The organism is Streptomyces sp. NPDC107498, assembly GCF_055582805.1.
Map to the genome: position 1 here is coordinate 62,420 of NZ_JBVJPE010000015.1, position 23,940 is coordinate 86,359.

25 protein-coding genes are annotated in these 23,940 nt (G+C 70.6%); 12 read left to right on the plus strand and 13 right to left on the minus strand.

Features of this window, described 5'->3' with window-relative positions:
• The first annotated feature begins 50 nt into the window (after positions 1-50).
• On the plus strand, positions 51-656 hold the full coding sequence (locus ACZ66Z_RS24835) for a dihydrofolate reductase family protein (protein WP_469937419.1): 606 nt from the start codon (positions 51-53) through the stop codon (positions 654-656).
• A gap of 217 nt (positions 657-873) precedes the next feature.
• Positions 874-2,265, plus strand: a complete 1,392-nt coding sequence (locus ACZ66Z_RS24840; RefSeq protein ID WP_469937421.1) for a serine hydrolase domain-containing protein — start codon at positions 874-876, stop codon at positions 2,263-2,265.
• A gap of 53 nt (positions 2,266-2,318) precedes the next feature.
• Here the strand turns inward: ACZ66Z_RS24840 and ACZ66Z_RS24845 are convergent, their stop codons facing one another.
• The 3 genes from ACZ66Z_RS24845 to ACZ66Z_RS24855 form a co-directional block, all read right to left on the minus strand.
• Positions 2,319-2,771 carry a GNAT family N-acetyltransferase gene (locus ACZ66Z_RS24845; protein ID WP_469937423.1) on the minus strand — a complete coding sequence of 151 codons (453 nt, stop codon included), beginning with the start codon at positions 2,769-2,771 and terminating at the stop codon, positions 2,319-2,321.
• A gap of 43 nt (positions 2,772-2,814) precedes the next feature.
• Positions 2,815-3,273: a MarR family winged helix-turn-helix transcriptional regulator gene (locus ACZ66Z_RS24850; protein ID WP_469937425.1), complete on the minus strand. Its 459-nt coding sequence runs from the start codon at positions 3,271-3,273 to the stop codon at positions 2,815-2,817.
• Positions 3,274-3,363: 90 nt separating this feature from the next.
• The gene (locus tag ACZ66Z_RS24855) at positions 3,364-4,227 is read right to left on the minus strand and encodes a GNAT family N-acetyltransferase (protein WP_469937427.1); all 864 of its coding nucleotides are present in this window, start codon (positions 4,225-4,227) and stop codon (positions 3,364-3,366) included.
• A gap of 113 nt (positions 4,228-4,340) precedes the next feature.
• Here ACZ66Z_RS24855 and ACZ66Z_RS24860 point away from each other — a divergent pair, with 113 nt between their 5' ends.
• Positions 4,341-4,994, plus strand: coding sequence for an HAD family hydrolase (locus tag ACZ66Z_RS24860; protein ID WP_469937429.1), 654 nt, complete (start codon positions 4,341-4,343; stop codon positions 4,992-4,994).
• A gap of 104 nt (positions 4,995-5,098) precedes the next feature.
• A complete protein-coding gene (locus ACZ66Z_RS24865) occupies positions 5,099-6,292 on the plus strand; it encodes a globin domain-containing protein (protein ID WP_469937431.1) in 1,194 nt (397 codons plus the stop codon).
• Positions 6,293-6,314: 22 nt separating this feature from the next.
• Here ACZ66Z_RS24865 and ACZ66Z_RS24870 read toward each other — a convergent pair whose 3' ends face one another.
• The 5 genes from ACZ66Z_RS24870 to ACZ66Z_RS24890 form a co-directional block, all read right to left on the minus strand.
• Positions 6,315-6,794: an NUDIX domain-containing protein gene (locus ACZ66Z_RS24870; protein ID WP_030685712.1), complete on the minus strand. Its 480-nt coding sequence runs from the start codon at positions 6,792-6,794 to the stop codon at positions 6,315-6,317.
• Between the two features lie 35 nt (positions 6,795-6,829).
• On the minus strand, positions 6,830-7,726 hold the full coding sequence (locus ACZ66Z_RS24875; RefSeq protein ID WP_469937433.1) for a LysR family transcriptional regulator: 897 nt from the start codon (positions 7,724-7,726) through the stop codon (positions 6,830-6,832).
• 238 nt (positions 7,727-7,964) lie between these two features.
• Complete coding sequence (locus ACZ66Z_RS24880; protein ID WP_469937435.1) at positions 7,965-9,104, minus strand: cystathionine gamma-lyase; 1,140 nt, start codon at positions 9,102-9,104, stop codon at positions 7,965-7,967.
• Positions 9,101-9,271: an arsenate reductase/protein-tyrosine-phosphatase family protein gene (locus ACZ66Z_RS24885; RefSeq protein ID WP_469937437.1), complete on the minus strand. Its 171-nt coding sequence runs from the start codon at positions 9,269-9,271 to the stop codon at positions 9,101-9,103. The genes ACZ66Z_RS24880 and ACZ66Z_RS24885 overlap by 4 nt, the downstream gene beginning before the upstream one ends.
• A 9-nt stretch (positions 9,272-9,280) precedes the next feature.
• Positions 9,281-9,658, minus strand: a complete 378-nt coding sequence (locus ACZ66Z_RS24890) for a phage holin family protein (RefSeq protein ID WP_469937439.1) — start codon at positions 9,656-9,658, stop codon at positions 9,281-9,283.
• Positions 9,659-9,709: 51 nt separating this feature from the next.
• On the opposite strand from ACZ66Z_RS24890, the gene ACZ66Z_RS24895 reads away from it, so the two are divergent.
• The 4 genes from ACZ66Z_RS24895 to ACZ66Z_RS24910 all read left to right on the plus strand — a co-directional run bounded on the left by ACZ66Z_RS24895 (position 9,710) and on the right by ACZ66Z_RS24910 (position 12,168).
• A complete protein-coding gene (locus ACZ66Z_RS24895; protein ID WP_469937441.1) occupies positions 9,710-10,027 on the plus strand; it encodes a cupin domain-containing protein in 318 nt (105 codons plus the stop codon).
• Positions 10,028-10,343: 316 nt separating this feature from the next.
• A complete protein-coding gene (locus ACZ66Z_RS24900; protein ID WP_123453633.1) occupies positions 10,344-10,562 on the plus strand; it encodes a DUF5326 family protein in 219 nt (72 codons plus the stop codon).
• 262 nt (positions 10,563-10,824) lie between these two features.
• The gene (locus ACZ66Z_RS24905) at positions 10,825-11,589 is read left to right on the plus strand and encodes an IclR family transcriptional regulator (protein ID WP_469937444.1); all 765 of its coding nucleotides are present in this window, start codon (positions 10,825-10,827) and stop codon (positions 11,587-11,589) included.
• Positions 11,590-11,727: 138 nt separating this feature from the next.
• A complete protein-coding gene (locus ACZ66Z_RS24910) occupies positions 11,728-12,168 on the plus strand; it encodes an SsgA family sporulation/cell division regulator (protein ID WP_030685694.1) in 441 nt (146 codons plus the stop codon).
• Positions 12,169-12,254: 86 nt separating this feature from the next.
• On the opposite strand, the gene ACZ66Z_RS24915 is transcribed toward ACZ66Z_RS24910, so the two are convergent.
• Positions 12,255-13,577: a YibE/F family protein gene (locus tag ACZ66Z_RS24915; protein ID WP_469937446.1), complete on the minus strand. Its 1,323-nt coding sequence runs from the start codon at positions 13,575-13,577 to the stop codon at positions 12,255-12,257.
• Between the two features lie 199 nt (positions 13,578-13,776).
• Here ACZ66Z_RS24915 and thiC point away from each other — a divergent pair, with 199 nt between their 5' ends.
• A complete protein-coding gene (gene thiC, locus ACZ66Z_RS24920; RefSeq protein ID WP_469937448.1) occupies positions 13,777-15,561 on the plus strand; it encodes a phosphomethylpyrimidine synthase ThiC in 1,785 nt (594 codons plus the stop codon).
• Between the two features lie 18 nt (positions 15,562-15,579).
• On the opposite strand, the gene ACZ66Z_RS24925 is transcribed toward thiC, so the two are convergent.
• The 3 genes from ACZ66Z_RS24925 to ACZ66Z_RS24935 form a co-directional block, all read right to left on the minus strand.
• Complete coding sequence (locus ACZ66Z_RS24925) at positions 15,580-16,224, minus strand: hypothetical protein (RefSeq protein ID WP_469937450.1); 645 nt, start codon at positions 16,222-16,224, stop codon at positions 15,580-15,582.
• Positions 16,225-16,383: 159 nt separating this feature from the next.
• Positions 16,384-17,907 (minus strand): metallophosphoesterase, encoded by a 1,524-nt coding sequence (locus ACZ66Z_RS24930; RefSeq protein WP_469937452.1) that lies wholly within the window; start codon positions 17,905-17,907, stop codon positions 16,384-16,386.
• Between the two features lie 287 nt (positions 17,908-18,194).
• Entirely contained in the window at positions 18,195-19,301 is a 1,107-nt protein-coding gene (locus ACZ66Z_RS24935) for a LacI family DNA-binding transcriptional regulator (protein ID WP_469937454.1), read from the minus strand.
• A 391-nt stretch (positions 19,302-19,692) separates the two neighbouring features.
• On the opposite strand from ACZ66Z_RS24935, the gene hisC reads away from it, so the two are divergent.
• Entirely contained in the window at positions 19,693-20,790 is a 1,098-nt protein-coding gene (hisC, locus tag ACZ66Z_RS24940) for a histidinol-phosphate transaminase (RefSeq protein WP_469937456.1), read from the plus strand.
• Here the strand turns inward: hisC and ACZ66Z_RS24945 are convergent, their stop codons facing one another.
• Positions 20,791-21,171, minus strand: a complete 381-nt coding sequence (locus ACZ66Z_RS24945; protein WP_469937458.1) for a cyclophilin-like fold protein — start codon at positions 21,169-21,171, stop codon at positions 20,791-20,793. It abuts the gene before it with no gap.
• 200 nt (positions 21,172-21,371) lie between these two features.
• Here ACZ66Z_RS24945 and ACZ66Z_RS24950 point away from each other — a divergent pair, with 200 nt between their 5' ends.
• Both ACZ66Z_RS24950 and cydB read left to right on the plus strand, forming a co-directional pair.
• Positions 21,372-22,880, plus strand: coding sequence for a cytochrome ubiquinol oxidase subunit I (locus tag ACZ66Z_RS24950; RefSeq protein ID WP_469937460.1), 1,509 nt, complete (start codon positions 21,372-21,374; stop codon positions 22,878-22,880).
• Between the two features lie 18 nt (positions 22,881-22,898).
• Entirely contained in the window at positions 22,899-23,900 is a 1,002-nt protein-coding gene (cydB, locus tag ACZ66Z_RS24955; protein ID WP_469937462.1) for a cytochrome d ubiquinol oxidase subunit II, read from the plus strand.
• Positions 23,901-23,940 lie beyond the last annotated feature (40 nt).

Here is a 23,940-nt window from a genome sequence, read left to right on the forward strand (position 1 = left end):
ATGAGTTTCCGGCGGTCGTGCGGTCTACCCGTCGACGAAGGGAGCACACCATGCGCAAGATCATCGTTTGTACGTTCCTGACGCTCGACGGCGTCATGCAGGCGCCGGGCGGTCCGGACGAGGACGCGGAGAGCGGCTTCGAGCACGGCGGCTGGCAGAAACCGGTGGACGACGACGAGGTGGGCGCGGCCATCGCCGGTTGGTACGAGCGCTCCGACGCGATGCTGCTCGGTCGCAAGACGTACGAGATCTTCGCGTCGTACTGGCCGACCGCCGATCCCGGCAACCCGTTCACCGAGCGGATGAACGGCATGCACAAGTACGTGGCGTCCCGGACCCTGACGTCCGTCCGGTGGCAGAACTCCACGCTGCTGGAGGGCGACACCGTCGATGCCGTACGGACGCTGAAGGCGTCCGACGGCGGCGACATCAACGTCGTCGGCAGCGGCGACCTCGCCCAGACCCTCATGCGGCACGACCTCGTCGACGAGTACCGGCTGACCATCCACCCGGTGATCATCGGCACCGGCAAGCGGTTGTTCGCCGACGGCGCGATCCCCACGGCGCTGGAGCCGGTCAGCGTCTCGACGACGAAGGGCGGCACCGTCGTCGGCGTCTACCGGCCGAACGGCAAGCCCGGCTACGACAGTTACTGATGCCGTGTGCCGCGGTGTTTCCGCGGTTGCCGGGCCGGTCCGCTCGTTCCGTTCGCGGGGGCCGTCATGGAGCGCGCCGGGGCCCACCCACAGGGAGTGACGCCCTCGTGAGACAGGGCTCTCGGCCCGGCTGTGAGGCGGCCGAGGACGCTGCAGCGCACGGTGCCGTTCCCTTTCGCGAGCCGTACGGGAAGCCTCGCGGCCGGCGGGGCGTTGGATGGGTTCTGTGACGACATCTTTCGAAGCCTTGTTGCCCGGTACCGAGCGGGCTCTGCTGCACCGCGTCGCGGTCGCCCAGTCCGAGGGACGGGCGCCGTCCTTCGTGGGGGCGGTGGTCCGTGACGGAGCGTTGGTGTGGAGCGGTGCGCGCAGCTGTGTGGACGGCCACGCGCCGGACGCCGACACCCAGTTCAGGATCGGGTCCATCACCAAGGTGTTCACCGCCGTACTGGTGATGCGGCTCCGGGACGAGGGCCTGCTCGGGCTGGACGATCCGCTGGAGCGCCATCTGAAGGGAACGGGCGTCGGCGAGGTGACGATCGCCCAACTCCTGGGCCACACCGGCGGACTCGCGGCCGAGACGCCCAACTCGTGGTGGGAGCGGTCCTCGGCCGCCCTGCGACCGGAACTCTCGGACGTCCTGGGGGAGCAGCCCTTCCTCCAGTCGCCGGGGCGCCGTCACCACTACTCCAACCCCGGCTACACGCTGCTCGGTTCACTGGTCGAGGCGGTCCGGGGGGTGTCCTGGGAAGAGGCGCTGCGGCGCGAGATCCTGGAACCGCTGGGGATGGGGCGTACGACGGTCGATCCCGTCGCTCCGCACGCGGGCGGCTGGGCGGTGCACCCCTGGGCCGACGTCATGCTGCCCGAGCCGTCCGAGGACCTCGGTCTGATGGCGCCGGCCGGGCAGCTCTGGTCGACGGCCGCCGACCTCGCCCGCTTCGCCGCCTTCCTCGCTGCGGGGGACGATCGGGTGCTCGCCGCGGCGTCCGTGGAGGAGATGCGTGCCCCGGCCTCTCCCGCCGGGGAAGGCGACTGGGAGGGGAGCTACGGGCTCGGCCTCCAGCTGGTGCGCAAGGACGGCCGCACCCTGATCGGACACAGTGGCTCCCTGCCGGGTTTCGTCGCCTGTCTGTGGGTGAGCGTGGAGGACGGCCTCGCGGGCATCGCCCTCGCCAATGCCACTTCGGGACCGCTGACGGGGGTCGTGGCCGCCGATCTCGTACGGATCGTGGCGGAGGCGGAGCCCAGGTTCCCGGAGCCGTGGCGGCCCCTTCCCGAGGCCGAGGTCGACGAGGAGCTGTTGTCCCTCACGGGGCCTTGGTACTGGGGCACGTACGCCTACGGGCTCCGGCTCGGTCCCGAGCGGAGCGTGGTGCTCGAACCGTTGCGGGGCGCCGGGCGGCGGGCCCGCTTCCGGGCGCTACCCGAAGGTGGCTGGGTCGGTCTGAACGGCTACTACGCGGGGGAGACGCTCAGGGCGGTGCGGCGCGCCGACGGCAGCGTGAGCCACCTCGACCTCGGCTCGTTCGTCTTCACACGGGAGCCGTACGACCCGAAGGACGCGGTTCCGGGCGGTGTGGACGAGGCAGGCTGGCGCGGTCTCTGAGTCGCTGCGTGCTGTTTCACGTGAAACCGTGCTGTTTCACGTGAAACGGCTCGTCAGAGGCTCTTCTTGAAGCCGACGTGGGAGGCTTCGAAGCCCAGGCGCTCGTAGAAGCGGTGGGCATCGGTGCGGGTGACGTCGGAGGTCAGCTGAACGAGTTGGCAGCGCTGCCGCCCGCACTCCTCGACGGCCCATTCGATGAGCTGCGTTCCGAGACCGCTGCCCCGCTCGTCGGCGTGGATGCGGACGCCCTCGATGATCGAGCGGGTGGAGCCCCGGCGGGAGAGCCCCGGGATGATCGTCAGCTGGAGGGTGCCGACGACCTTGTCCTCGCGGACGGCCACGACGACGTGCTGGTTCGGGTCGTTCGCGAGGCGCTCGAAGGCGAGGAGGTACGGGGCGAGGTCGTCGGGGGATTCGCGCTGTGCGCCCAGGGGGTCGTCGGCGAGCATGGCGACGATGGCCGGGAGGTCTTCCGCGGCGGCGGGACGTATCTCAAGATCGCTCATGCCCCGCAGCGTAACGCCGACGCTCCCGGCCCGGCGCTCAGGTTCACGCGGGCGTGCCCACGCCCTCCACGACCTGGACCAGCGGGGCCAGCTCGGGGTTCTTCGCGGCTTCGTCGAGGGCCTCGCGCAGCGCGCTGTCGTTGGTGGGGCGGGCCTCTTCGAGGAGCTTCTGACCGGCCTCGGTCACATCGGTGTAGATGCCGCGCCGGTCGGTGGCGCAGAGGTACCGGGTGAGCAGACCGCGGTCCTCGAGCCGGGTGACGAGCCGGGTGGTGGCGCTCTGGCTGAGCACGACGGCGTCGGCGACCTGCTTCATCTGGAGGTGGCCGCCGGGGCCGCTGTGCTGGCGGCTGAGGACGTCGAGCAGCGAGTACTCCCGCACGCTCAGACCGTGGCCGGACTCCAGGGCGCGCTCGATGTGGGACTCGATCCTGCCGTGCAGCAGGGAGAGGGCGCACCAGCGCTGGGAGAGCGCGGTGAGTGCGGGGTCCGTCGCGGTCATGTTCTCTCTCCTCGATGTCTCCTCGGCGCCGATGCGGCTCTCGACCCAGGGTAGACGAAGCGGCGCAATAATGGGCGTCTGCAAGTAAAACTATCCGGCGGCGACCGTCAGGGGGGCGAAGCGGCGGCGCCGGTCGCCGGGGAGATCGGGCAGGGAGCGGATCATCACCGACGTGGTGGCGATCGTGTCGATGCCGTTCTCCTTCACCCAGCTCAGCAGGGAGGCATGCCGTACGTCGATGTCCGTCCGCAGCGGCCGGTCGGTGACGGCGGCCAGGGAGGTGATCAGGGCCTTCGCCGTGCCCGGGTCCCGGGCGATCAGGGGGCCGATGACGCGGGTGTCCATGTTGGGCCAGGCGGCCGCGAAGCCGGTGAGCTCACCGTCCTCCTCCGCGACCCTGAGGTGGTCCGCGAAGGCGGGGAGCCGGGCGATGACGTGGGTGCGGTCGAGCCCGAAGACCTCGTGGTCCAGGCGCAGGATCGCCGGAAGGTCCTCGGCCGTCGCCGGCCGGACCGGAACGTCCGGGGCGGGCGCGGTGAAGGTGAAGTGTCCCCTCACCATCTCGGCCCGGCCGGCCTCGGTGAAGCCCAGCTGTTCGTACAGGGGCTGTCCGTTCGCCGTGGCGTACAGCGTGAGCGGGGTGTCCCCGGCCTCCGCCAGGACGTGCCGCATGAGGCGGAGCCCCACGCCCCGGCGTGCGTACCGCTCGGCGACGAGCACCATGCCGATCGCGGCGAGCCCGGGACCGTACGAGGTGACCACGGAGCAGGCGGCGAGGCCCGGACCGTCGGGGTCGTCGATGCCGTAGCCGGTGCCGGCGGTGAGCAGCAGCCCCCACTTGTGTTCCTCGCGCGGCCAACCCCTGTTCTCGGAGAGATCGGCGCAGGCGAGCAGGTCCTTCGAGGTGAGGCGTCGGATCGGGAGCTGTGCGAGGGAGGCGGGGGAAATCGGCATGCCTTTCAGGCTGTCCGACGCGGTGATCTTCCGTCCACCGCTTTACCGGATCCGACCGACCGTGCCGGCCGGTACGGGAGGAACCGTTGCTTCCGTCGGACGGCACCCGGACGATGTTTCACGTGAAACCCCGAACGCCACGACTGCACCTCTTCGACCTCGACGGCACCCTGATCAGGGGCTCGGCCGCCGCGGTGGAGATCTCCCGGCAACTGGACCTGGGGGATGAGATCGCCGCCCTGGAGGAGGGATTTCTGCGGGGACTCGCGCCGGACGAGTTCGCCGTCCGGGCCCGCGAGCTGTGGGCCGCGCTCACCCCGGAGCAGGTCACGGCGGCCTTCGAAGGGGCTCCCTGGCTGGCGGGCATCCGCGAGGTGTGGGCGGACATCCGGGCGCGGGGAGACCGCTGCGCGGTCATCTCCCTCTCGCCCGACTTCTTCGTCGAGCGGCTGCTCGACTGGGGCGCCGACTCGACCCACGGTTCGCGCTGGCCGGTGGTCCCCTTCACCGAGCCGATCCACCGACCGGGCATTCTCGACGCGCGTGCGAAGGTGCGGATCGCGAGGGAGCTCTGCGCGGGATACGGAGTGGGTCCCGCCGACTGCGTCGCGTACGGGGACTCGATGTCCGACGCGGAGCTCTTCGCGATCGTTCCGGAGACGGTGGCGGTGAACGCGGACCACCATCTCGCCGGGCTCTCCCGCCACAGCTACTCCGGCGGGGATCTGCGCGAGGCCTACGCCCTGGTCCGAAACAGCGCAGCCTAGCCAGAAACCCGGGCCTATGGCCCGAGAACGTCGCTTTCCGTCCGAAGCGCGGGTCCGAGCGCCATGCTGCGGTCACGGAAGCCGGCCGGCACGAGGCGAGGCACATGATGGATGCTCCGACCACCACGACGGACGAGCGGGAGTTCCCGGAGGCAGAGGGGACGGAACCCCGAATACTCGAGGGGCCCTCCGCCGACGCCGTGCTCGTCCGGCGCACCCTGGCGGAGATCGCACCGGTCGCCGACCGGGTGACCTCGTACTTCTACGCCCTGCTCTTCGTCCGGCACCCCCAGCTGCGCGAGATGTTCCCCGCTGCCATGGACACCCAGCGGGACCGGCTCCTGAGGGCCCTGCTGACGGCGGCCGAGCACCTGGACGACACCCCGGTCCTCACCGCGTACCTGGAGAACCTCGGCAGGGGGCACCGGAAGTATGCAACCCGGGCGGCCCACTATCCGGCCGTCGGCGAGGCCCTCATGGGCGCTCTGGAGCGGTACGCGGAGAAGAGCTGGGACGAGGAGACCGAGGCCGCCTGGGTCCGCACGTACACGACGATCTCCCAGATCATGATCGACGCGGCCGCGGAGAACGAGAGGGCCGCGCCCGCCTGGTGGCAGGCCGAGGTGGTCTCCCACGACCTGCGCACGCCGGACATCGCCGTCCTCACGCTCAGGCCCGACCAGCCGTACGCCTTCCTCGCCGGGCAGTACACGACGCTGGAGACCCCGTGGTGGCCCCGGGTCTGGCGGCACTACTCCTTCGCTTCGGCGCCCCGGCCGGACGGGCTGCTCTCCCTCCACGTCAAGGCCGTCCCGGCCGGCTGGGTCTCCAACGCGCTGGTCCACCGGGCGCGCCCCGGGGACGTGCTGCGGCTCGGTCCGCCGGCCGGTTCCATGACGGTGGACCACTCCACGGACACCGGCCTGCTCTGCATGGGCGGCGGCACCGGGATAGCTCCGATCAAGGCGCTGGTCGAGGACGTCGCCGAGCACGGGGACCGGCGCCCGGTCGACGTCTTCTACGGGGCCCGCAGCGGCCACGACCTCTATGACATCGACACGATGCTGCGGCTCCAGAAGACCTTCCCGTGGCTCTCCGTCCACCCGGTCACCGAGGAACAGGGGAGGCTCCCGGACGCCGTCTGCCGCTATGGCCCGTGGAACGAACGGGACGCCTATCTCTCGGGGCCGCTCGCCATGGTCCGCCGAGGCGTCGACGCACTGCGCGGCGCGGGGGTCCCCTCGGACCGCATCCGCCACGACTTCCTCGCGGAGCTCACCCCCGCGGCGGCCGGCTAGGGACCGGTCCGAGAAGCGGGCCCTAGCCCAGGTCGGGGGCGTGCATCGCGCGGACGCCCTCGATGTTGCCGTCGAGGTAGTGGCGCAGGGAGAGCGGGACGAGGTGCACGGCGGCGATGCCGACCCGGCTGAAGGGCACCCGGACGATCTCGTACTCGCCGACCGGCTCCTCGATCTCGGGGCCGTGCCGCAGGGAGGGGTCCATGGAGCCGAGCCGGCACACGAAGAAGTGCTGGACCTTCACCCCGGAGACCCCGCCGTCGACGATGTGCTCGACGGTGTCGACGAAGCAGGGCACCACATCGGTGATCTTGGCGCCGAGCTCTTCGAGCACTTCGCGGTGCAGGGCCTCGACGACGGTGGAGTCGGTGGGCTCCACGCCGCCGCCGGGCGTGAGCCAGTAGGGATCCATCCCGGGCTTGGTCCGCTTGATGAGGATCAGATCGTCCCCGTCGAGCAGGATGGCGCGTGCGGTGCGCTTGATCACGGGCCGTTCGGTCATGGGAAGAAAATGGCCCGTCCGGGGTGTCCTGAAACTCACCAGTTCCCGGCCGCGCGCAGCAGTTCCTCGTGGGCCAGGGCGAGCGGGGCCAGGGCGAGCGTCCCCGTGCGGGCGACCAGGAAGTAGGTCCGCAGCGGCGGGACCGGAGGGTCGAGCAGCGCCACGAGCCGTCCCTGCCGCAGGGCCTCCTCGCACAGGTAGCGCGGCAGGACGGCGAGCCCGGCCCCCGAGGCGGCGGAGTCCCGCACGGCCCGCAGGTCGGGGGCGATGACGGTGGCGGTCGCCGCCGGCTTGGTCTCGAAGACGCTCGCCCAGTAGCGGGAGACGAAGGGCAGCGACTCGTGGACCTCGACCACCGGCAGCTGTTCCAGGGACATCGCGCCCTTGCCCGGCAGCGCCTCGGGGGAGAGCCGGGCGGCCCAGCGCGGAGCCGCGACCAGGACGTGCTCCTCGTCGCAGAGCGGGGTGGAGACCAGCAGGCCTCCCCGGGGACGGGCGGTCGCGATGGCCAGATCGTGGTGGCCCGCGGCGAGCCCGTCGAGGATCTCCTCCGTGTCGCCGAGGAAGGTGGCCCGCACGGCGAGCCCCCGCCCGACCAGCGGGGTGAGGGCGGGCAGCGCACGGAGCGCGGTGAACTCCGGAGGCCCGGCGAGATGGAGGGTGCGGACCCCGCTGTCCTCGTCGAGCCCGGTCTCGGCGATCTCCACGAGGGCGTCCAGATGGGGTGCCGCGCGGTGCGCGAGCTCGTCGCCGATGGTGGTCGGGGTGACCCCGCGCGCCCGTCGGAGGAAGAGCGGCCGCCCGAGCTGTCGTTCCAGCGTGCGGATCTGGCTGGTGACGGCGGGCTGGGAGAGGCCCAGGAGCGCGGCGGCGCGGGTGAAGGAGCCGGCCCGGTGCACCGTGACGAACGTGCGCAGCAGGGCCAGATCCATGTGCGCCCCCTCCCGGCCCGTGGCCGTTCGACTCAGGCGGTCGGCTGACTGCGCCTCAGGACCGTCCAACTATAAATAAGTCGATAGGTCGCTGTCGCTACCGTGATTGGACACTGACGCCCAGTCAACTAGCCTTGTGCAGGCGGTTTCCGCGTGGGAGACCGAGGGCGTTCCGAGCCACGAGGGGGGAGGCTCGGAGCGCCCCGTTCCGTACGCTCCGGAGCCGGTGCCACCGGTCTCAGTCGGCGCTCCCGGCCTCGTCGAGGGCGCGCAGCACATCGGCGATCAGGTCCTCCGGGTCCTCGGCTCCGACCGAGAAGCGGACGAAACCCTCCGCCACCGCGTCCCCGCCCCAGCGCCCGCGCCGCTCCGCCGTGGAGCGCACGCCGCCGAAGCTGGTGGCGTCGTCGACGAGCCGCAGCCCCTCCAGGAACCGCTCGGCCCGCTCCCGGTCCGCCAGCTCGAAGGAGACCACCGGGCCGAAGCGCCGCATCTGCCGGGCGGCCACCGCGTGCGAGGGGTCGTCGGGCAGCCCGGGGTAGCGCAGCCCGGTCACGTCCGCGCGCTCGGCGAGCACCCGCGCCAGCGCCAGCGCGGTGGAGCACTGCCGGTCGATCCGCAGCTGGAGCGTGGCGAGCGAACGGTGGGCGAGCCAGGCCTCCATGGGGCCGGGAATGGCACCGACGATCTTGCGCCAGCGCCGCACCTCCGCCGCCCGCCGGGGATCACGGCAGCTCACGTGGCCGAGCAGGACGTCGCCGTGTCCGGTCATGCCCTTGGTGTCGCTGGCGACGGAGAAGTCCGCGCCCAGCGCGAGCGGTCGCTGTCCGAGCGGGGTGGCGAGCGTGTTGTCGACGGCGACGAGCGCCCCGGCCGCATGGGCCTCCCGCACCAGACGGCGGATGTCGCACACGTCGAGGCCGGGGTTGGAGGGGGTCTCGATCCACAGCAGCCGGGCCCCGTCCAGTACGGACAGCTGGGCGTCGCCGCCGGTCGGTGCGGTGCGGACCTCGACGCCGTACGCCCGCAGCTGCTCGTGCAGCAGGGGCAGGGCCTGATAGCCGTCGGTCGGCAGCACCACCGCGTCGCCGGCCTTCAGCTGGGAGAACAGGACCGCGGAGATCGCGGCCATGCCGGAGGCGAAGACGAGCGTCTCCACGCCCTCCTCCCCCGGCGCCTCCAGCTCGCCGATCGCCCGCTCCAGATGGGTCCAGGTGGGGTTCTCGTCGCGGCCGTAGGTGTACGGGCCGGTCGGCTCGCCCGGCAGGTGGAAGTGGGCCGCGAAGACCGGCCCCGGCAGGGTCGGCTCGTACTTCACGGGTTCGGGCAGCCCGGCCCGTACCGCCCGTGTGCCGTCGCCGAGTTCGTCGTCCTTCACGGTGTCCGTTCCTCCAGTTCCGCACGTACGGCCGCGAGCAGTCCCGTGCTGTCGATCTCCGCCGGACCACCGGGGCCGGCCTCCTCCGCCCGACGGCGGAAGACGTGCCCGACCGTCGGCGAGCGGCAGATGTCGCCCGTGCGGACGGAGCGGACGCGGTAGGTCATGGTCTCCCCTCAGTCGTCGTCGGGGAGCACGACGTTCAGCGCCCACGAGACCACGGAGATGATCAGGCCGCCCAGGACGGCGGTCCAGAAGCCCTCCACGTGGAAGCTGAGGTCGAGCTGCTCGGCCAGCCAGGACGTGAGGAGCAGCATCAGGGCGTTGACCACCAGGGTGATCAGACCGAGGGTCAGGATGAAGAGGGGAAGCGTCAGGAGCTTGACGACGGGCTTGACCAGGAAGTTCACCAGCCCGAAGACGAGGGCCACGAGAATGAGGGTCAGGGCCTTCTTGCCGGTGCTCTCACCGGTCAGGGTGATGTCCTGGAGCAGCCAGATGGCGACTCCCAGGGCGCCCGCGTTCGCGAGCGTCTTGACTACGAAATTCATCATGTGTCTGATCGTGGCAGACATGATCGGGCCGAGGGCAGGGGCGAGCGGACGATGAAGGCATTCCGGCTGGAAGAACTGGAGGCGGAGCGCGCCGCCAACAAGGGCGCGTACCTCCAGTTCCTGCGCGAGCGGAACATGTCGGTGGGCCTGTACGCCCTCGACGCCGGGGAACTCGATCCGCAGCAGCCGCACGGCCAGGACGAGGTGTACTTCGTGGTCAGCGGACGGGCGGCGATCACGGTCGGGACGGAGACGACCCAGGTGGCGCGCGGGAGCGTGGTCTACGTGCCGGCCGGGGTGGAGCACCGGTTCCACCACATCAGCGAGGACCTGCGGGTCATGGTGGTCTTCTCGCCGCCGGAGAGCTGAGCCGGCGGGGCCGCCGAGTCGGTCTGGGCCCGCGGAGCCGCCGAGTCGGTCTGGGCCGGCGGAGGCGCGGGCGCCGAGTCGGTCAGGGCCGAGCAGGCGCGGTCGCCGAGCCGGCCAGGGCTGAGCCGGCGCGGGACTGAGCCGGCGCGGGCGTCGAGGCGGACCCGGAGAGCGGGTGCCGGTGCGAGGGCCGACCCCCTAGGGGGCGGATCAGGGGAGAGCGGGGGCCGCGGGGCCCCCACCGGCTTCCTCCCGCCCCTAGCCTTGAGGGTGTTCGGCGCGGAGTGCGCGGTTCTTCGAGAGCGAGGTAGGGACGATGGCCGTACGGGAGATTCTCGCGGGGATGCCCTGGTGGGTGAAGTGGGTCGCCATACCCGTGCTCGCCCTGCTCGTCTTCGGCGGGCTGATCACCAGCGTCCTCACCTTCGTGGTCGGTCTGCTCTTCAAGGTGCTGCTCTTCGTGGCCCTGGTCGCCGGACTCGTCTACGTCGTGCGGAAGTTCAGCTCCTCCGCCAGGTCGCGCGAGGACTGGTAGATCGAGCCGAGGACCGGTAGCACAAGCTGTTGATCGGTACGAGGGCGAAGGAGGGCGTTAGCCCGGGCGGGGGACCGCCCTGGCCAATCAGGGTATGGGCCCCGGGCCTGCCACTAGAGTGGAATCTCTCCGCCGCGATGGGGACTACAGGCGTAGACCTCCATACTGACCAGCGGTTTCCCAGGCCCGGCGGGCGCGCGGGGGCGGCCCCCGCGGGCGGGTGCACTGCATCCGTCCTCACGCCTGGGGGTGACCTTTGGCCATGGCCACGCAGACGACAGCGCCTACCCTGATCGGCTCGGTGCAGCGGGCGCTGAGACTCCTGGAGGCCGTGGCCTCCCATGCGGAGGGCGCCCCCGCGAAACAGCTCGCCCGCGAGACGGGCCTCCCGCTGCCCACCACGTACCACCTGCTCCGCACCCTGACGCACGAGGGCTATCTGCTCCGCGACAAGGGCGTGTTCGTCCTGGGCGAGGCCGCTGTCCGGCTGGCCGGCGGCGGAGCCGTGCAGAATCGTCGCATCAAGATCGAAGACTCCCTTGCCCGCTGGCGGGACGAGATCGGTGTACCCATTTACCTCGCCTTCTACCGCGAAGGCGAGGTCGAACTCGTCGCCGTCGCCGACACCCCTTCCGCCCCCGCGGTGGAGGAATGGGCCGACTTCCGCGAGACCGCGCACGCCCATGCGATCGGGCAGTGCCTACTGAGTCAACTCGATCTGAAATCTCGTCAAGACCACCTTGACCGCCACCCTGTGGAAGCCATCACTCCGTACACGGTGCGTAATCGCCGTGTGCTTTTGGAGCGTCTGGGCGGTTTGGGGCGAATGGAGCCCCTGGTGGAGCGTCAGGAATATGCGCTCGGCACCGTCTGTGCCGCGATCCCCATCACTGCGGGCTCCACGGCGGCCGCGATGGCGATTTCTCTCCCCCTCCACCAGGAAGAACGGTTGCTCCCCGCAGTCGAGCGACTACGTTATGAGATCGGAAGTCTCCTGGGTTCGCTCGCGTTCTCTATCAGTATCTGAAAAATCACTCCTTGTGATCTGCTAGTGCTTACAGCACGATTACGTCAAGAGGGCCGTGGGGGATCATTCCTGGCCGTTTCGGTCACAGCTTTCAGCAGCTGTGTTCACACAACTGCTTCACCTACTGCGGGGTACACGATGCGAGAGTCGGTTCAGGCCGAGGTCCTGATGAGCTTCCTCGTCTCCGAGGAGCTCTCCTTCAAGATCCCGGTCGAACTCCGGTATGAGACCCGGGATCCCTACGCGGTGCGGATGACCTTCCACCTTCCCGGAGACGCCCCCGTCACCTGGGCTTTCGGGAGGGAGCTGCTGCTCGACGGCATCAACCGGCCGAGTGGGGACGGTGACGTGCACATCGCTCCGACGGAGCCCGAGCGGCTCTCGGACGTCTCCATCCGGCTCCAGGTGGGCGGCGATCGCGCGCTGTTCCGGGCCAGCGCGCCGCCGCTGGTCGCCTTCCTCGACCGAACGGACAAGCTGGTTCCGCTCGGTCAGGAGCGGACCCTCGGAGACTTCGAGGACCACCTGGAGGCCGCGCTGGGCCGGATCCTGGCCGAAGAGAGCGCCGGCCCCGCCTGAACCGGCCGCCCTCTGCGAGCCGGACGCTCCTCTCCGAGCCGGACCCTCCCCGAGTCGGGCCGGCCCGATCCCCCAGCACGACCACCTCACTTGGCGCGACGGCGCCGCCCTCCCCGTACCGCCGCAGGCTTCCCGCCCCCGGAGGCCGGGCGGTCGGCGGAGACCACCAGGGCCGCGAGCGCCGTGGTGACCGGAACGGACGCCACCAGACCGATCGACCCGACCAGGGTCCGGACGATCTCCTCGGCGATCAGCTCGCTGTTGGCCACCGTCCCCATGCTGCTCTGGGCGATGGAGAAGAGCAGCAGCAGCGGCAGGGCGGCGCCCGCGTAGGCCAGTACCAGCGTGTTCACGACCGAGGCGATGTGGTCGCGGCCGATCCGGATCCCCGCCCGGTACAGGCCGCGCGGCCCCATGCCCGGATCCGCCTGGTGCAGCTCCCAGACCGCCGAGGTCTGGGTGACCGTCACGTCGTCGAGCACACCGAGCGAACCGATGATGACCCCCGCGAGCAGCAGCCCGGACAGGTCGATCTCCGGGTACAGGCCGTGGATCAGGCCGGTGTAGTCGTCGGTGTTGCCGCTGAGCGAGGTCCAGCCGATGAAGAGCGAGCCGAGGAGACCGATCAGCAGCAGCGAGATCAGCGTGCCGAGCACGGCGACCGAGGTGCGGGCCGAGAGCCCGTGGCACATGTAGAGCGCGAGCAGCATGATCGCGCTCGACCCGACCACCGCCACGACCAGCGGGTTCGACCCCTCCAGGATCGCCGGCAGGATGAAGTACGTCAGCACGAGGAAGCTCACGGCGAGCGCGACGAGCGCCATGAGGCCCCGCATCCGGCCGACGACCACGACCGCGACGGCGAAGATGCCGGCGAGCAGCGCCAACGGCAGCTTGCGGTTCACATCGGTCACCGAGTACTGCAGGTCGTGCGGTGCGTCGGGGGCGTACGCCACCACCACGCCCTGCCCCTCGTGCAGTTGGCGCGGTGCGTCCGGCTGCACGATCTCGACGAACCTGCGCCCCTCGTCCGGGCCGCTGGTGACCTCGACCGTCGCCTTCCCGCACTGCCCCCGCTGGGCGTCGACCGCCTCGCGCCCCTCCGGAGTGGAGGTGTCGCCGGTGGGCGGGACCTGAGCGGCGTTCACGTCCTTGCAGTCGACGTGCTCGACGGAGACGACCTCGCCCTGCTGGGTCTGCCGGTCGAAGCCGACGCCGGTGCGCTGGTGCGCCGGGGCACCGCCCGGCCACAGGACCGCGAGCCCGACGACGACGGCGGCGGCGAAGGGAATCAGGATCGCGGCGATGACCTTGCGCAGATGCCGCGAGACCGGGGCGGCGGGCCCGTGGCTGTGGGAATGGGAGTGCCCGTGGCCATGAGGTTCGTGGGTCTGCTGGGGGGAAGTCACCGGCCGATCATCGCAAGAACGACGGGGGCCCACTGTTCAGCACGCCAGGGAGGGCGCTAGCGTGGTGGCACCTTTGCACACGCGGGAGCTCGGAGCACCGGGCTGAGAGGGCGCTGATCACCGTACGCGCGTACGGGAAGAGGCTGCGCCGACCGCCGAACCTGTTACCGGGTAATGCCGGCGTAGGGAGATCGGTCTCATGACCATTCAGGATGCACGCACGCCTGCCTCCGACCAGAACCGCACCGACGGGCAGGAGCGCACGCCGGGCTGGCACAAGGGGTACGTCCAGGGCTCGCGCCCCGACCTCCTGGTGCCCGTCCGTCAGGTGCACCTCACCAACGGCAAGGACGTCACGCTGTACGACACGTCCGGTCCGTACACCGACCCCGCCATCGACACCGATGTCCGGCGGGGCCTTCCCCCGCTGCGCGAGAACTGGATCATCGCGCGCGGCGACACGGAGGAGTACGCGGGCCGCCCGGCCCGCCCCGAGGACGACGGCATCAAGCACACCTCCCCGCGCGGCGGTGGGCTGAAGAACCTCGACGCCGTCTTCCCCGGCCGTCCCCGCCTGCCGCGCCGGGGCCGCACCGGCCAGGCGGTGACCCAGCTCGCGTACGCCCGCCGGGGCGAGATCACCCCGGAGATGGAGTACGTCGCGATCCGCGAGAACGTCTCCCCCGAGGTCGTACGGGAGGAGATCGCCGCGGGCCGCGCCGTGCTGCCGGCGAACGTGAACCACCCGGAGATCGAGCCGATGATCATCGGCAAGCGGTTCCTGGTGAAGGTCAACGCCAACATCGGCAACTCCGCCGTCACCTCCTCCATCGAGGAGGAGGTGGAGAAGATGACCTGGGCGACCAAGTGGGGCGCCGACACGGTCATGGACCTGTCCACCGGCCGCAACATCCACACCACCCGCGAGTGGGTGCTGCGCAACTCCCCCGTGCCCATCGGCACCGTGCCGCTCTACCAGGCCCTGGAGAAGGTCGACGGCAAGGCCGAGGACCTGACCTGGGAGATCTACAAGGACACGGTCATCGAGCAGGCCGAGCAGGGCGTCGACTACATGACGGTGCACGCCGGCGTGCTCCTGCCGTACGTGCCGCTCACCGCGCGCCGCAAGACCGGCATCGTCTCGCGCGGCGGCTCGATCATGGCCGCCTGGTGCCTGGCGCACCACAAGGAGAACTTCCTCTACACGAACTTCGAGGAGCTCTGCGAGATCCTGGCGGCGTACGACGTCACGTACTCGCTCGGCGACGGCCTGCGCCCCGGTTCGATCGCGGACGCCAACGACGAGGCGCAGTTCGCGGAGTTGAAGACCCTCGGTGAGCTCAACACCATCGCCAAGCGGCACGACGTGCAGACGATGATCGAGGGCCCGGGCCACGTCCCGATGCACAAGATCAAGGAGAACATCGACCTCCAGCAGGAGATCTGCGAGGAGGCGCCGTTCTACACGCTCGGCCCGCTGACCACGGACGTCGCACCCGCGTACGACCACATCACCTCCGGCATCGGCGCCGCGATGATCGCCTGGTGGGGCACGGCGATGCTCTGCTACGTCACGCCCAAGGAGCACCTGGGCCTGCCGAACAAGGACGACGTGAAGACGGGCGTCATCACGTACAAGATCGCGGCGCACGCCGCGGACCTCGCCAAGGGGCACCCGGGCGCGCAGGAGTGGGACGACGCGCTCTCGGACGCGCGGTTCGAGTTCCGCTGGGAGGACCAGTTCAACCTGGCGCTCGACCCGGACACCGCGCGCGAGTTCCACGACGAGACGCTGCCGGCGGAGCCCGCGAAGACCGCGCACTTCTGCTCGATGTGCGGTCCGAAGTTCTGCTCGATGAAGATCTCCCAGGACATCCGTCGTGAGCACGGCGGTACGCAGCAGGAGATCGAGGCCGGCATGGCGGAGAAGTCGAAGGAGTTCGCGGCGAGCGGCAACCGCGTCTACCTGCCGCTGGCCGAGTAGTCCCGGCACCGCCGTTCCTCAGGGCGCCGTCGCGTCCGGGGGCGCCGCGGCGGCGAGGGCGTCACGGAGGAAGGGGAGGATGCCGCGCTCCAGGAGGGCGTGGCGCCAGGCCTCCCGGGCGAGCGAGAGCTCGTCGTCGGCCGTGGCGGTCCCGTCCGCCGCGGCCGGCCTGTTGCGCAGCGCGGTCACCAGGAGGCCGACGCCCGCGGAGAGCAGGCCGGCGGCGGCGAGGGCGGCGAAGACGAGGCCCGCCGTCAGCAGGGTCCCGCCGAACACCACGGTGGGCGCGAGGGCGTGCAGGACCCCGCCGACCAGCAGGAATATCGCTGCAGCGGTGCCCGCGAGGACGGGCAGCAGCACGGTGACGACGGCGACGGCGCCCGCGCCGGTGTCCGCGTCCTGCTCGGCTTCGGGCGTCCGGGCCCCGAGCGCCGCCCGGTTCTGCTCGCGGACCTTCACGAAGTGGTCGTACTCGAGGGCCGCGGCGGTGGTGATGAGCGCCGTCGCGTTCATCGTCATGGCGCGCAGCTGCGCGACCGTGAGCCTCGTGCCCACTCCGGCGAGTTCCGGACGTGCGTGGGCGGTGCCCAGTGCGTCGTCGAGGACCCGCTCGTACTCGGCGCGGTCCTCGGTCAGCAGGTGCGGAGCCACGTTCATGTGCATCCCCCGATGCTCCGTAGGCCCGGATCAGCCGTGGGAAACGGTCGGTCGGGCGGAAACGGAGGAGAGCCTGCTACGGATGACCCGATGGTATTGCGGCGACACCACGGCCTGACAGGGTCTTTCCGGAAATCGACTTCCTCGGATGCGCAGCGTTATGCATCAGCCGTTCAGGGGGAGTTGGACGACCAGTAGCTTCCCGGCCATGGTCACTCCACCGTCCATGGCGATCGCGAGGCCGTCGGCGTACACGTGCGGTCCGTCGACGACCGGGCCCGCGCCGTCCTCGCCGTCCTCCGCGCCGACCTGGCCGAGGAGGTACGGGATGGGGCTGTGCCCGTGCACGATCCGGCGGCCGCCGTAGGTGGAGAGCAGCTCCTGGACTGCCTGCGGGCCGCCGTCGTCGCGGAACGCGAAGCGCTTGGTGAACTTCCGGAAGACGTCCCAGACTTCGTCGGCGTCGTTCCGGTTGAGGATCTCGTGGACCGTGTCGTTGACGTCCTCGATGGTCTGGCCGTATTCGAGGTACGCGGTGGTGTCGGAGTGCACGAGGAGGTGGTCGTCCTCGCGCACCACGGCGTCGAGCCGGGACATCCACTGGAGGTGGACGTCCTGGAGGCGGTCCATGTCGTGCTTCTGGCCGCCGTTGAGCAGCCAGGCGGCCTGGAAGGTGGCGGTGCCCGCGCCGGAGTTGACGGGGGTGTCGCCGAAGCGCTTGGCGCCGATCAGCAGCAGCTCGTGGTTGCCCATGAGGGCCTTGCAGTAGCCGCCGGCGGCGGCGGCCTCGGCGGAGAGGCGCATGACGAGGTCGATGACGCCGATGCCGTCGGGGCCGCGGTCGGTGAAGTCGCCGAGGAACCAGAGTCGGGCGTTGCCCGCGGCCCAGCCGCCGTTGTCGTCGATGAGGCCCTGGGCGCGGAGGGCGGCGAGGAGCTCGTCGAGGTAGCCGTGGACGTCGCCGACGACGTAGAGGGGGCCGGGCCCGTCACCGTTCGCGGGCTCGGGGGCGGGGGCCGGCTCGGGGGTGACGGGGACCTGGACGGTGTCGCCGCGGTTGATGACGGGGAGGTCGCGCTCGGTCGGGGTGTACCCCTCGGGCGGCTCGCCCCCGGGGAAGGCGTTGCCCGGGTGGCCGGTGGCGACGGAGACGATGGAGGAGCCGGCCGGGGCGGCGTACGCCGGGGCGATCCGGTGCCCCAGATGAAGGGTCGGATCGGCGGGCATGGGCGCGGAGGCCTGCGGCGCGGCGGGCGCGGTCGCCGGCCGTGCGGCGGGCGCGGGGGGCTGCGGTGCGGCGGCCTGTGGTGCGGCGGGCGCGGTCACCGGCGGCGCGGCGGGCGCGGCGGCCTGTGGAGCGGTGGCGGGCGCGGCCGGGGGTGCCTCGGTCGGAGGGACCTCGGTCGCGGGGACCTCCGCCGGGAGGGCCTCGGCCGGCGGGGTCGGCACCGGGACGGCCTCGACCGGGGAGGGCGCGACCGGGGGAAGGTGCTCGACGGACGCCGGGTACGCGGCGGGAGACCGGTGCCCGGTCGTGGCCGGCTCGCCCGGCGGAGCCGTCGGCGGCCCCTCCGGGGACGGCGGCTCCGCGGCGTGGCCCTGCACGGGCACGCGGGCGTACGGCGGTACGCGGAAGTCACGCAATGTCGCCGTGCGCACCACGGGCTCCTGACCGGCCCCCTGAGTCATCGACCCCTCCACCACCGTCGCGATGCCCTGCACATCGCGGACCGGCCTGGTCGGGGTGGTCCGCGGTGTCGTCCGCCCATCATAGGAATGAGGGCGCTTCCGTGTGACGCACCAGGGGTGGTGAATCCGGGTCCACTCCGGGTTCACCAGTTGTTTCGCCCGAATTGCGAAGGTCCAGTCCAGGGGTGAGGCCGGTGCGGTGGCCGGTTTCGCCGTCCCCGCCCACGGGCAGGGGCGGGGACGGCGGTTCGGATGACGGCGGGTTCGGGCGCCGTCGCCCGTGGGGTTCAGTCCTTGGCGGGCGAGCGCGGCGGGCTGACCGTGGTGCGCGGCGAACGCCGCTGCGAGGAGGTGCGGACGATGAGTTCGGTCGGTATCACCTGCTCGACCGGACCGTCGGCGTCGATCCCTTCGATGGCGTCGATGAGGAGCTGGACGACGGCCGTGCCGATCCGGCGCGGCTTGAGCGAGAGCGTCGTGATGGGCGGTTCGGTGGTGGCGTAGACGGTCGACTCGCTGCAGCAGACCAGCAGCAGGTCGTCCGGGACGCGCAGTCCGTAGCGGCGCGCGGCCGCGAGGAGGTCGGTTCCGTTGGGGTCGAAGAGGCCGTACACGGCGTCGGGCCGGTCCGGGCGGGCGAGCAGCCGGTCGGCCGCGACGGCGCCCGCGCACGGGTCGTGCGCCGGATAGGCCTCGTAGACGGGGTCCTGGCCCACCCGTTCGCACCAGTTGAGGTACGCGGTGGTGGACAGGCGGGTGTACGTGTCGGTGGTGGTTCCGGTGAGGAGGCCGATCCGGCGGGCGCCGGCGTCGGCGAGGTGGTCGAGCAGGTCGAGGACGGCGGCTTCGTGGTCGTTGTCGACCCAGGCGGTGACCGGAAGGGTGCCGGCGGGGCGTCCGTCGGAGACGACGGGCAGGCCCTGGCGGACCAGTTCGGTGACGACCGGGTCGTGGTCGGAGGGGTCGATGACGACGGTGCCGTCGAGGGCGACGTTCGACCAGACGTCATGGCGGGAGGTGGCGGGGAGGATGACCAGGGCGTAGCCCCGGGCGAGTGCCGCCGATGTGGCTGCTCTGGCCATCTCCGCGAAGTACGCGAATTCGGTGAAGGTGAAAGGTTCATCCCCGTACGTGGTCACGGTCAGGCCGAGGAGTCCCGACTTGCCGGTACGGAGCGTGCGGGCCGCCGCGGATGGGCGGTAGCCCAGCCTGTCGGCGACCTCGCGGACGTGGCGGCGGGTGGCGTCCGGGAGTCGGCCCTTGCCGTTGAGCGCGTCGGAGACAGTCGTGATGGAGACCCCGGCGGCGGCGGCCACGTCCCGGATGCCTGCCCGGCCCTGCCGGCTTCCCCGGGTCTGTGCCCGGCTCACCTGGTGCTTCCCTGCTGCTGTCATGGCGAGCCGATAGTAGGGCGACGAGGGGCGGTCGGGACGGTCGCATATGCAGACGTTGACAGACACGTTTCTGCATGATCGAAGAACGCCAATGGACTTTAAATCCAAGGCAGTTACCGCGGCTTACGTGCGATCTAGGGCCATCGAACGGCGTAGACCTGGCGTGGGGGCGAGGTCTCGAAGAGGTCTCAACTCACCTCTACGGGGGATGCGCGCCACGGCGCCCGCCACCGGCGCACGCCACCCTGGTGCGCGCCCCCCTTCTTCCGGAGCGCGAGCGGGGCCGTGTCCACAGCGTGTCCCTCCTGTTGTCCACAGCCCATTCGCAGCGGCGGCGAATCCTCTTAAGGTGAGGAGTATTGGCGGTACGGACGGTCGAGGAGGCCACACTGTGAGCGAGACCAGCGGGACGAGCACCGGCAGCCCCAAGCTGCGCGCCGAGCTGGACGGCGTCCCCACCTACAAGCCGGGCAAGCCGGCCGCCGCGGGCGGTCCCGTGGCCTTCAAGCTGTCCTCCAACGAGAACCCCTACCCGCCGCTGCCGGGGGTCATGGAGAGCACGCTCGCCGCCGCCGCGAACTTCAACCGCTACCCCGACATGGCCTGCACCGGGCTGACGGAGGAGCTGGCGAACCGCTTCGGCGTGCCCGTCTCCCACCTGGCCACCGGCACCGGCTCGGTCGGCGTCGCGCAGTCGCTGCTCCAGGCCACCTCGGGCCCGGGCGACGAGGTGATCTACGCCTGGCGCTCCTTCGAGGCGTACCCGATCATCACGCAGATCAGCGGGGCCACCTCCGTGCAGGTGCCGCTGACCGGGGGCGAGGTGCACGACCTCGACGCGATGGCCGGGGCGATCACCGAGCGGACCCGGCTGATCTTCGTCTGCAACCCCAACAACCCCACGGGCACCGCCGTGCGCCGGGCGGAGCTGGAGCGCTTCCTGGACCGGGTGCCCTCCGACGTCCTCGTCGTGCTCGACGAGGCCTACCGGGAGTTCGTCCGCGACAGCGACATCCCGGACGGCATCGAGCTCTACCGCGACCGGCCCAACGTCGCCGTGCTGCGCACCTTCTCCAAGGCGTACGGCTTGGCGGGGCTGCGGGTCGGCTTCGCGATCGCCCACGAGCCGGTGGCTGCGGCGCTGCGCAAGACGGCGGTGCCGTTCGGCGTGAGCCAGCTGGCGCAGGACGCGGCGGTGGCCTCGCTGCGGGCCGAGGACGAACTGCTCGGGCGGGTCGGCTCGCTGGTGGTCGAGCGCGAGCGGGTCCACGCGGGGCTCGTGGCCCAGGGCTGGACCGTGCCGGACACCCAGGCCAACTTCGTCTGGCTGCGGCTCGGTGAGCGGACCATGGACTTCGCGGCGGAGTGCGAGCGGCACGGCGTGGTGGTGCGGCCGTTCGCGGGCGAGGGCGTGCGCGTCACGATCGGTGAGTGCGAGGCGAACGACCTGTTCCTGAAGGCGGCGGAGGGCTTCCGCGAGGGCCTCTGATCAGTTCCCGGCGAGTTCCACGCGGATCGGGTCACCGTCTCTGACGGTGGCCAGGACCCGCGGGTCGCCGTCGAGCGCGCCCAGCAGATTGCAGGGGCTCGCCAGCCGGCACTCCTCGCCCCGCGAGATCGGGGTCGGGCCGTAGGGGAGGGCGAGCGCGTCGCCCTCCGTCCAGAAGGCCACGGTGCCGGGCTCGACGACCTGACGCGCGCCGTCCTCGACCGAGGTGGAGACCGGCGTGTCGAAGTAGACCTCCTCGCCCCAGGTCCGGGCGGTGGAGATGATCGGGAGAACCCCCGCGAGCGCCTTGCTCGTGGGGGTTTCGTCCAGGGTGGCCGTGGTGTGTCCGGCCGGCCAGGAGATGCGTATCCGAAGAGTCATACACCGGATTCAACAATATGTTGAAGGGCTCGGAAAGTGTGACCCGTAGTACAGCCCCCCGCCTTACGGTGCGGATTTCGTATAAGTAATAATGCTTGTGAATGTGAACGCGTTCACAAGCGTGTCCTGCTTCCTCCCCTTTTGGGGTGGAACCCGCCAGGCAGACTGCCCGCTGTGACCACGTCGAGTAAGGAGAAGACGTGAACCTAGCTTTGGCGCCGGAGACACTGGCGCGCTGGCAGTTCGGCATCACCACCGTCTACCACTTCCTGTTCGTGCCCCTGACGATCTCGCTTGCCGCGCTCACCGCCGGCATCCAGACCGCCTGGGTCCGCACGGGCAAGGAGAAGTACCTCAGGGCGACGAAGTTCTGGGGCAAGCTCTTCCTGATCAACATCGCCATGGGCGTGGTCACCGGGATCGTGCAGGAATTCCAGTTCGGCATGAACTGGTCCGACTACTCCCGCTTCGTCGGCGACGTCTTCGGCGCCCCGCTCGCCTTCGAGGCGCTCATCGCCTTCTTCTTCGAGTCGACCTTCATCGGTCTGTGGATCTTCGGCTGGGACAAGCTCCCGAAGAAGATCCACCTCGCCTGCATCTGGATGGTGTCGATCGGCACGATCCTCTCCGCGTACTTCATCCTGGCGGCCAACTCCTGGATGCAGCACCCCGTGGGCTACCGCATCGACAAGGAGCGCGGCCGGGCGGAGCTCACCGACTTCTGGCAGGTGCTCACCCAGAACACCGCGCTCACCCAGTTCTTCCACACGATGACGGCGGCGTTCCTGGTCGGCGGCGCGTTCATGGTGGGCATCTCCGCCTTCCACCTGGCGCGCAAGAAGCACGTCCCGATCATGCGGACCTCGCTGCGGCTCGGTCTGATCACGCTGATCATCGCCGGCCTCGGCACCGCCATCAGCGGTGACCTGCTCGGCAAGGTCATGTTCAAGCAGCAGCCGATGAAGATGGCCGCCGCCGAGGCGCTCTGGGACGGCGAGGCGCCCGCGCCCTTCTCCGTCTTCGCCTACGGCGACGTCGAGAAGGGCCACAACACGGTCGCCGTCGAGGTCCCGGGCCTGCTGTCCTTCCTCGCGAACGACGACTTCAGCTCGTACGTCCCCGGCATCAACGACGTGAACAAGGCCGAGCAGGAGAAGTTCGGCCCCGGCGACTACCGGCCCAACATCCCCGTCGCCTACTGGGGCTTCCGCTGGATGATCGGCTTCGGCATGGCCTCGCTGGGCATCGGCATGCTCGGCCTCTGGCTGACCCGGAAGAAGTTCATGCTGCCGCCGGGGATGCGGACCGGTGAGGACGAGGTGCCGAACCTGGTCCTGTTCAAGCGGAAGGCGCTCAGCCCCCGCCTGGGCAGGTGGTACTGGATCGCCGCCCTCTGGACGATGGCGTTCCCGCTGATCGCCAGCTCCTGGGGCTGGATCTTCACCGAGATGGGCCGCCAGCCCTGGGTCGTCTACGGCGTGCTGCGCACCCGTGACGCGGTCTCCCCCGGTGTCTCCCAGGGCGAGGTCCTCACCTCGATGATCGTCTTCACCACCCTCTACGCGATCCTCGCCGTCATCGAGGTCAAGCTCCTCGTCAAGTACGTCAAGGCGGGCCCGCCGGAGCTCACCGAGGACGACCTCAACCCGCCCACCAGGATCGGCGGGGACTCTCGTGACCCCGACCGGCCCATGGCCTTCTCGTACTGAGGCTGAGGAGATCGAGGCATGGAACTCCACGACGTCTGGTTCGTACTCATCGCCGTCCTCTGGACCGGCTACTTCTTCCTCGAAGGCTTCGACTTCGGGATCGGAGTCCTGACCAAGCTGCTCGCCCGTGACCGGGCCGAGAAGCGGGTCCTCATCAACACCATCGGACCCGTCTGGGACGGCAACGAGGTGTGGCTGCTCACCGCCGGCGGCGCGACCTTCGCCGCGTTCCCCGACTGGTACGCGACGCTGTTCTCCGGCTTCTACCTGCCGCTGCTGATCATCCTGGTCTGCCTGATCGTCCGGGGCGTCGCCTTCGAGTACCGGGTGAAGCGGGCCGAGGAGAACTGGCAGCGCAACTGGGAGCAGGCGATCTTCTGGACCTCGCTGATCCCCGCGTTCCTCTGGGGCGTGGCCTTCGGCAACATCGTCCGGGGCGTGAAGATCGACGCCGACATGGAGTACGTCGGCACCCTCGGGGACCTGCTCAACCCGTACGCGCTCCTCGGCGGTCTGGTCACGCTCGCCCTCTTCACCTTCCACGGAGCGGTCTTCGCCTCGCTCAAGACGGTCGGGGACATCCGGGGCCGGGCACGGGCGCTCGCGCTCAAGCTGGGTCTGGTCACGGCGGTGCTCGCCCTGGGCTTCCTGAGCTGGACCCAGGTCGACACGGGGGACGGCGGGAGCCTCGCGGCGATGCTGGTCGCCGTGGTGGCGCTGGTCGGCGCCCTCGTCGCCATCAAGGCGGGACGCGAGGGCTGGTCGTTCGCGCTCTCGGGCGTGACGATCGCCGCAACCGTGGCGATGCTCTTCCTGGCGCTCTTCCCGAACGTCATGCCGTCCTCACTCGACCCCGAGTGGAGCCTCACCGTGACGAACGCGTCCTCGAGCCCGTACACGCTCAAGATCATGACCTGGTGTGCGGCGATCGCGACCCCGCTGGTGCTGCTCTACCAGGGCTGGACCTACTGGGTGTTCCGCAAGCGCATCGGTACGCAGCACATCGCCGATGCTCACTAGTCGCCACTCGGCCGCCGACGCCCCCGCCGGCGCTCGGCGG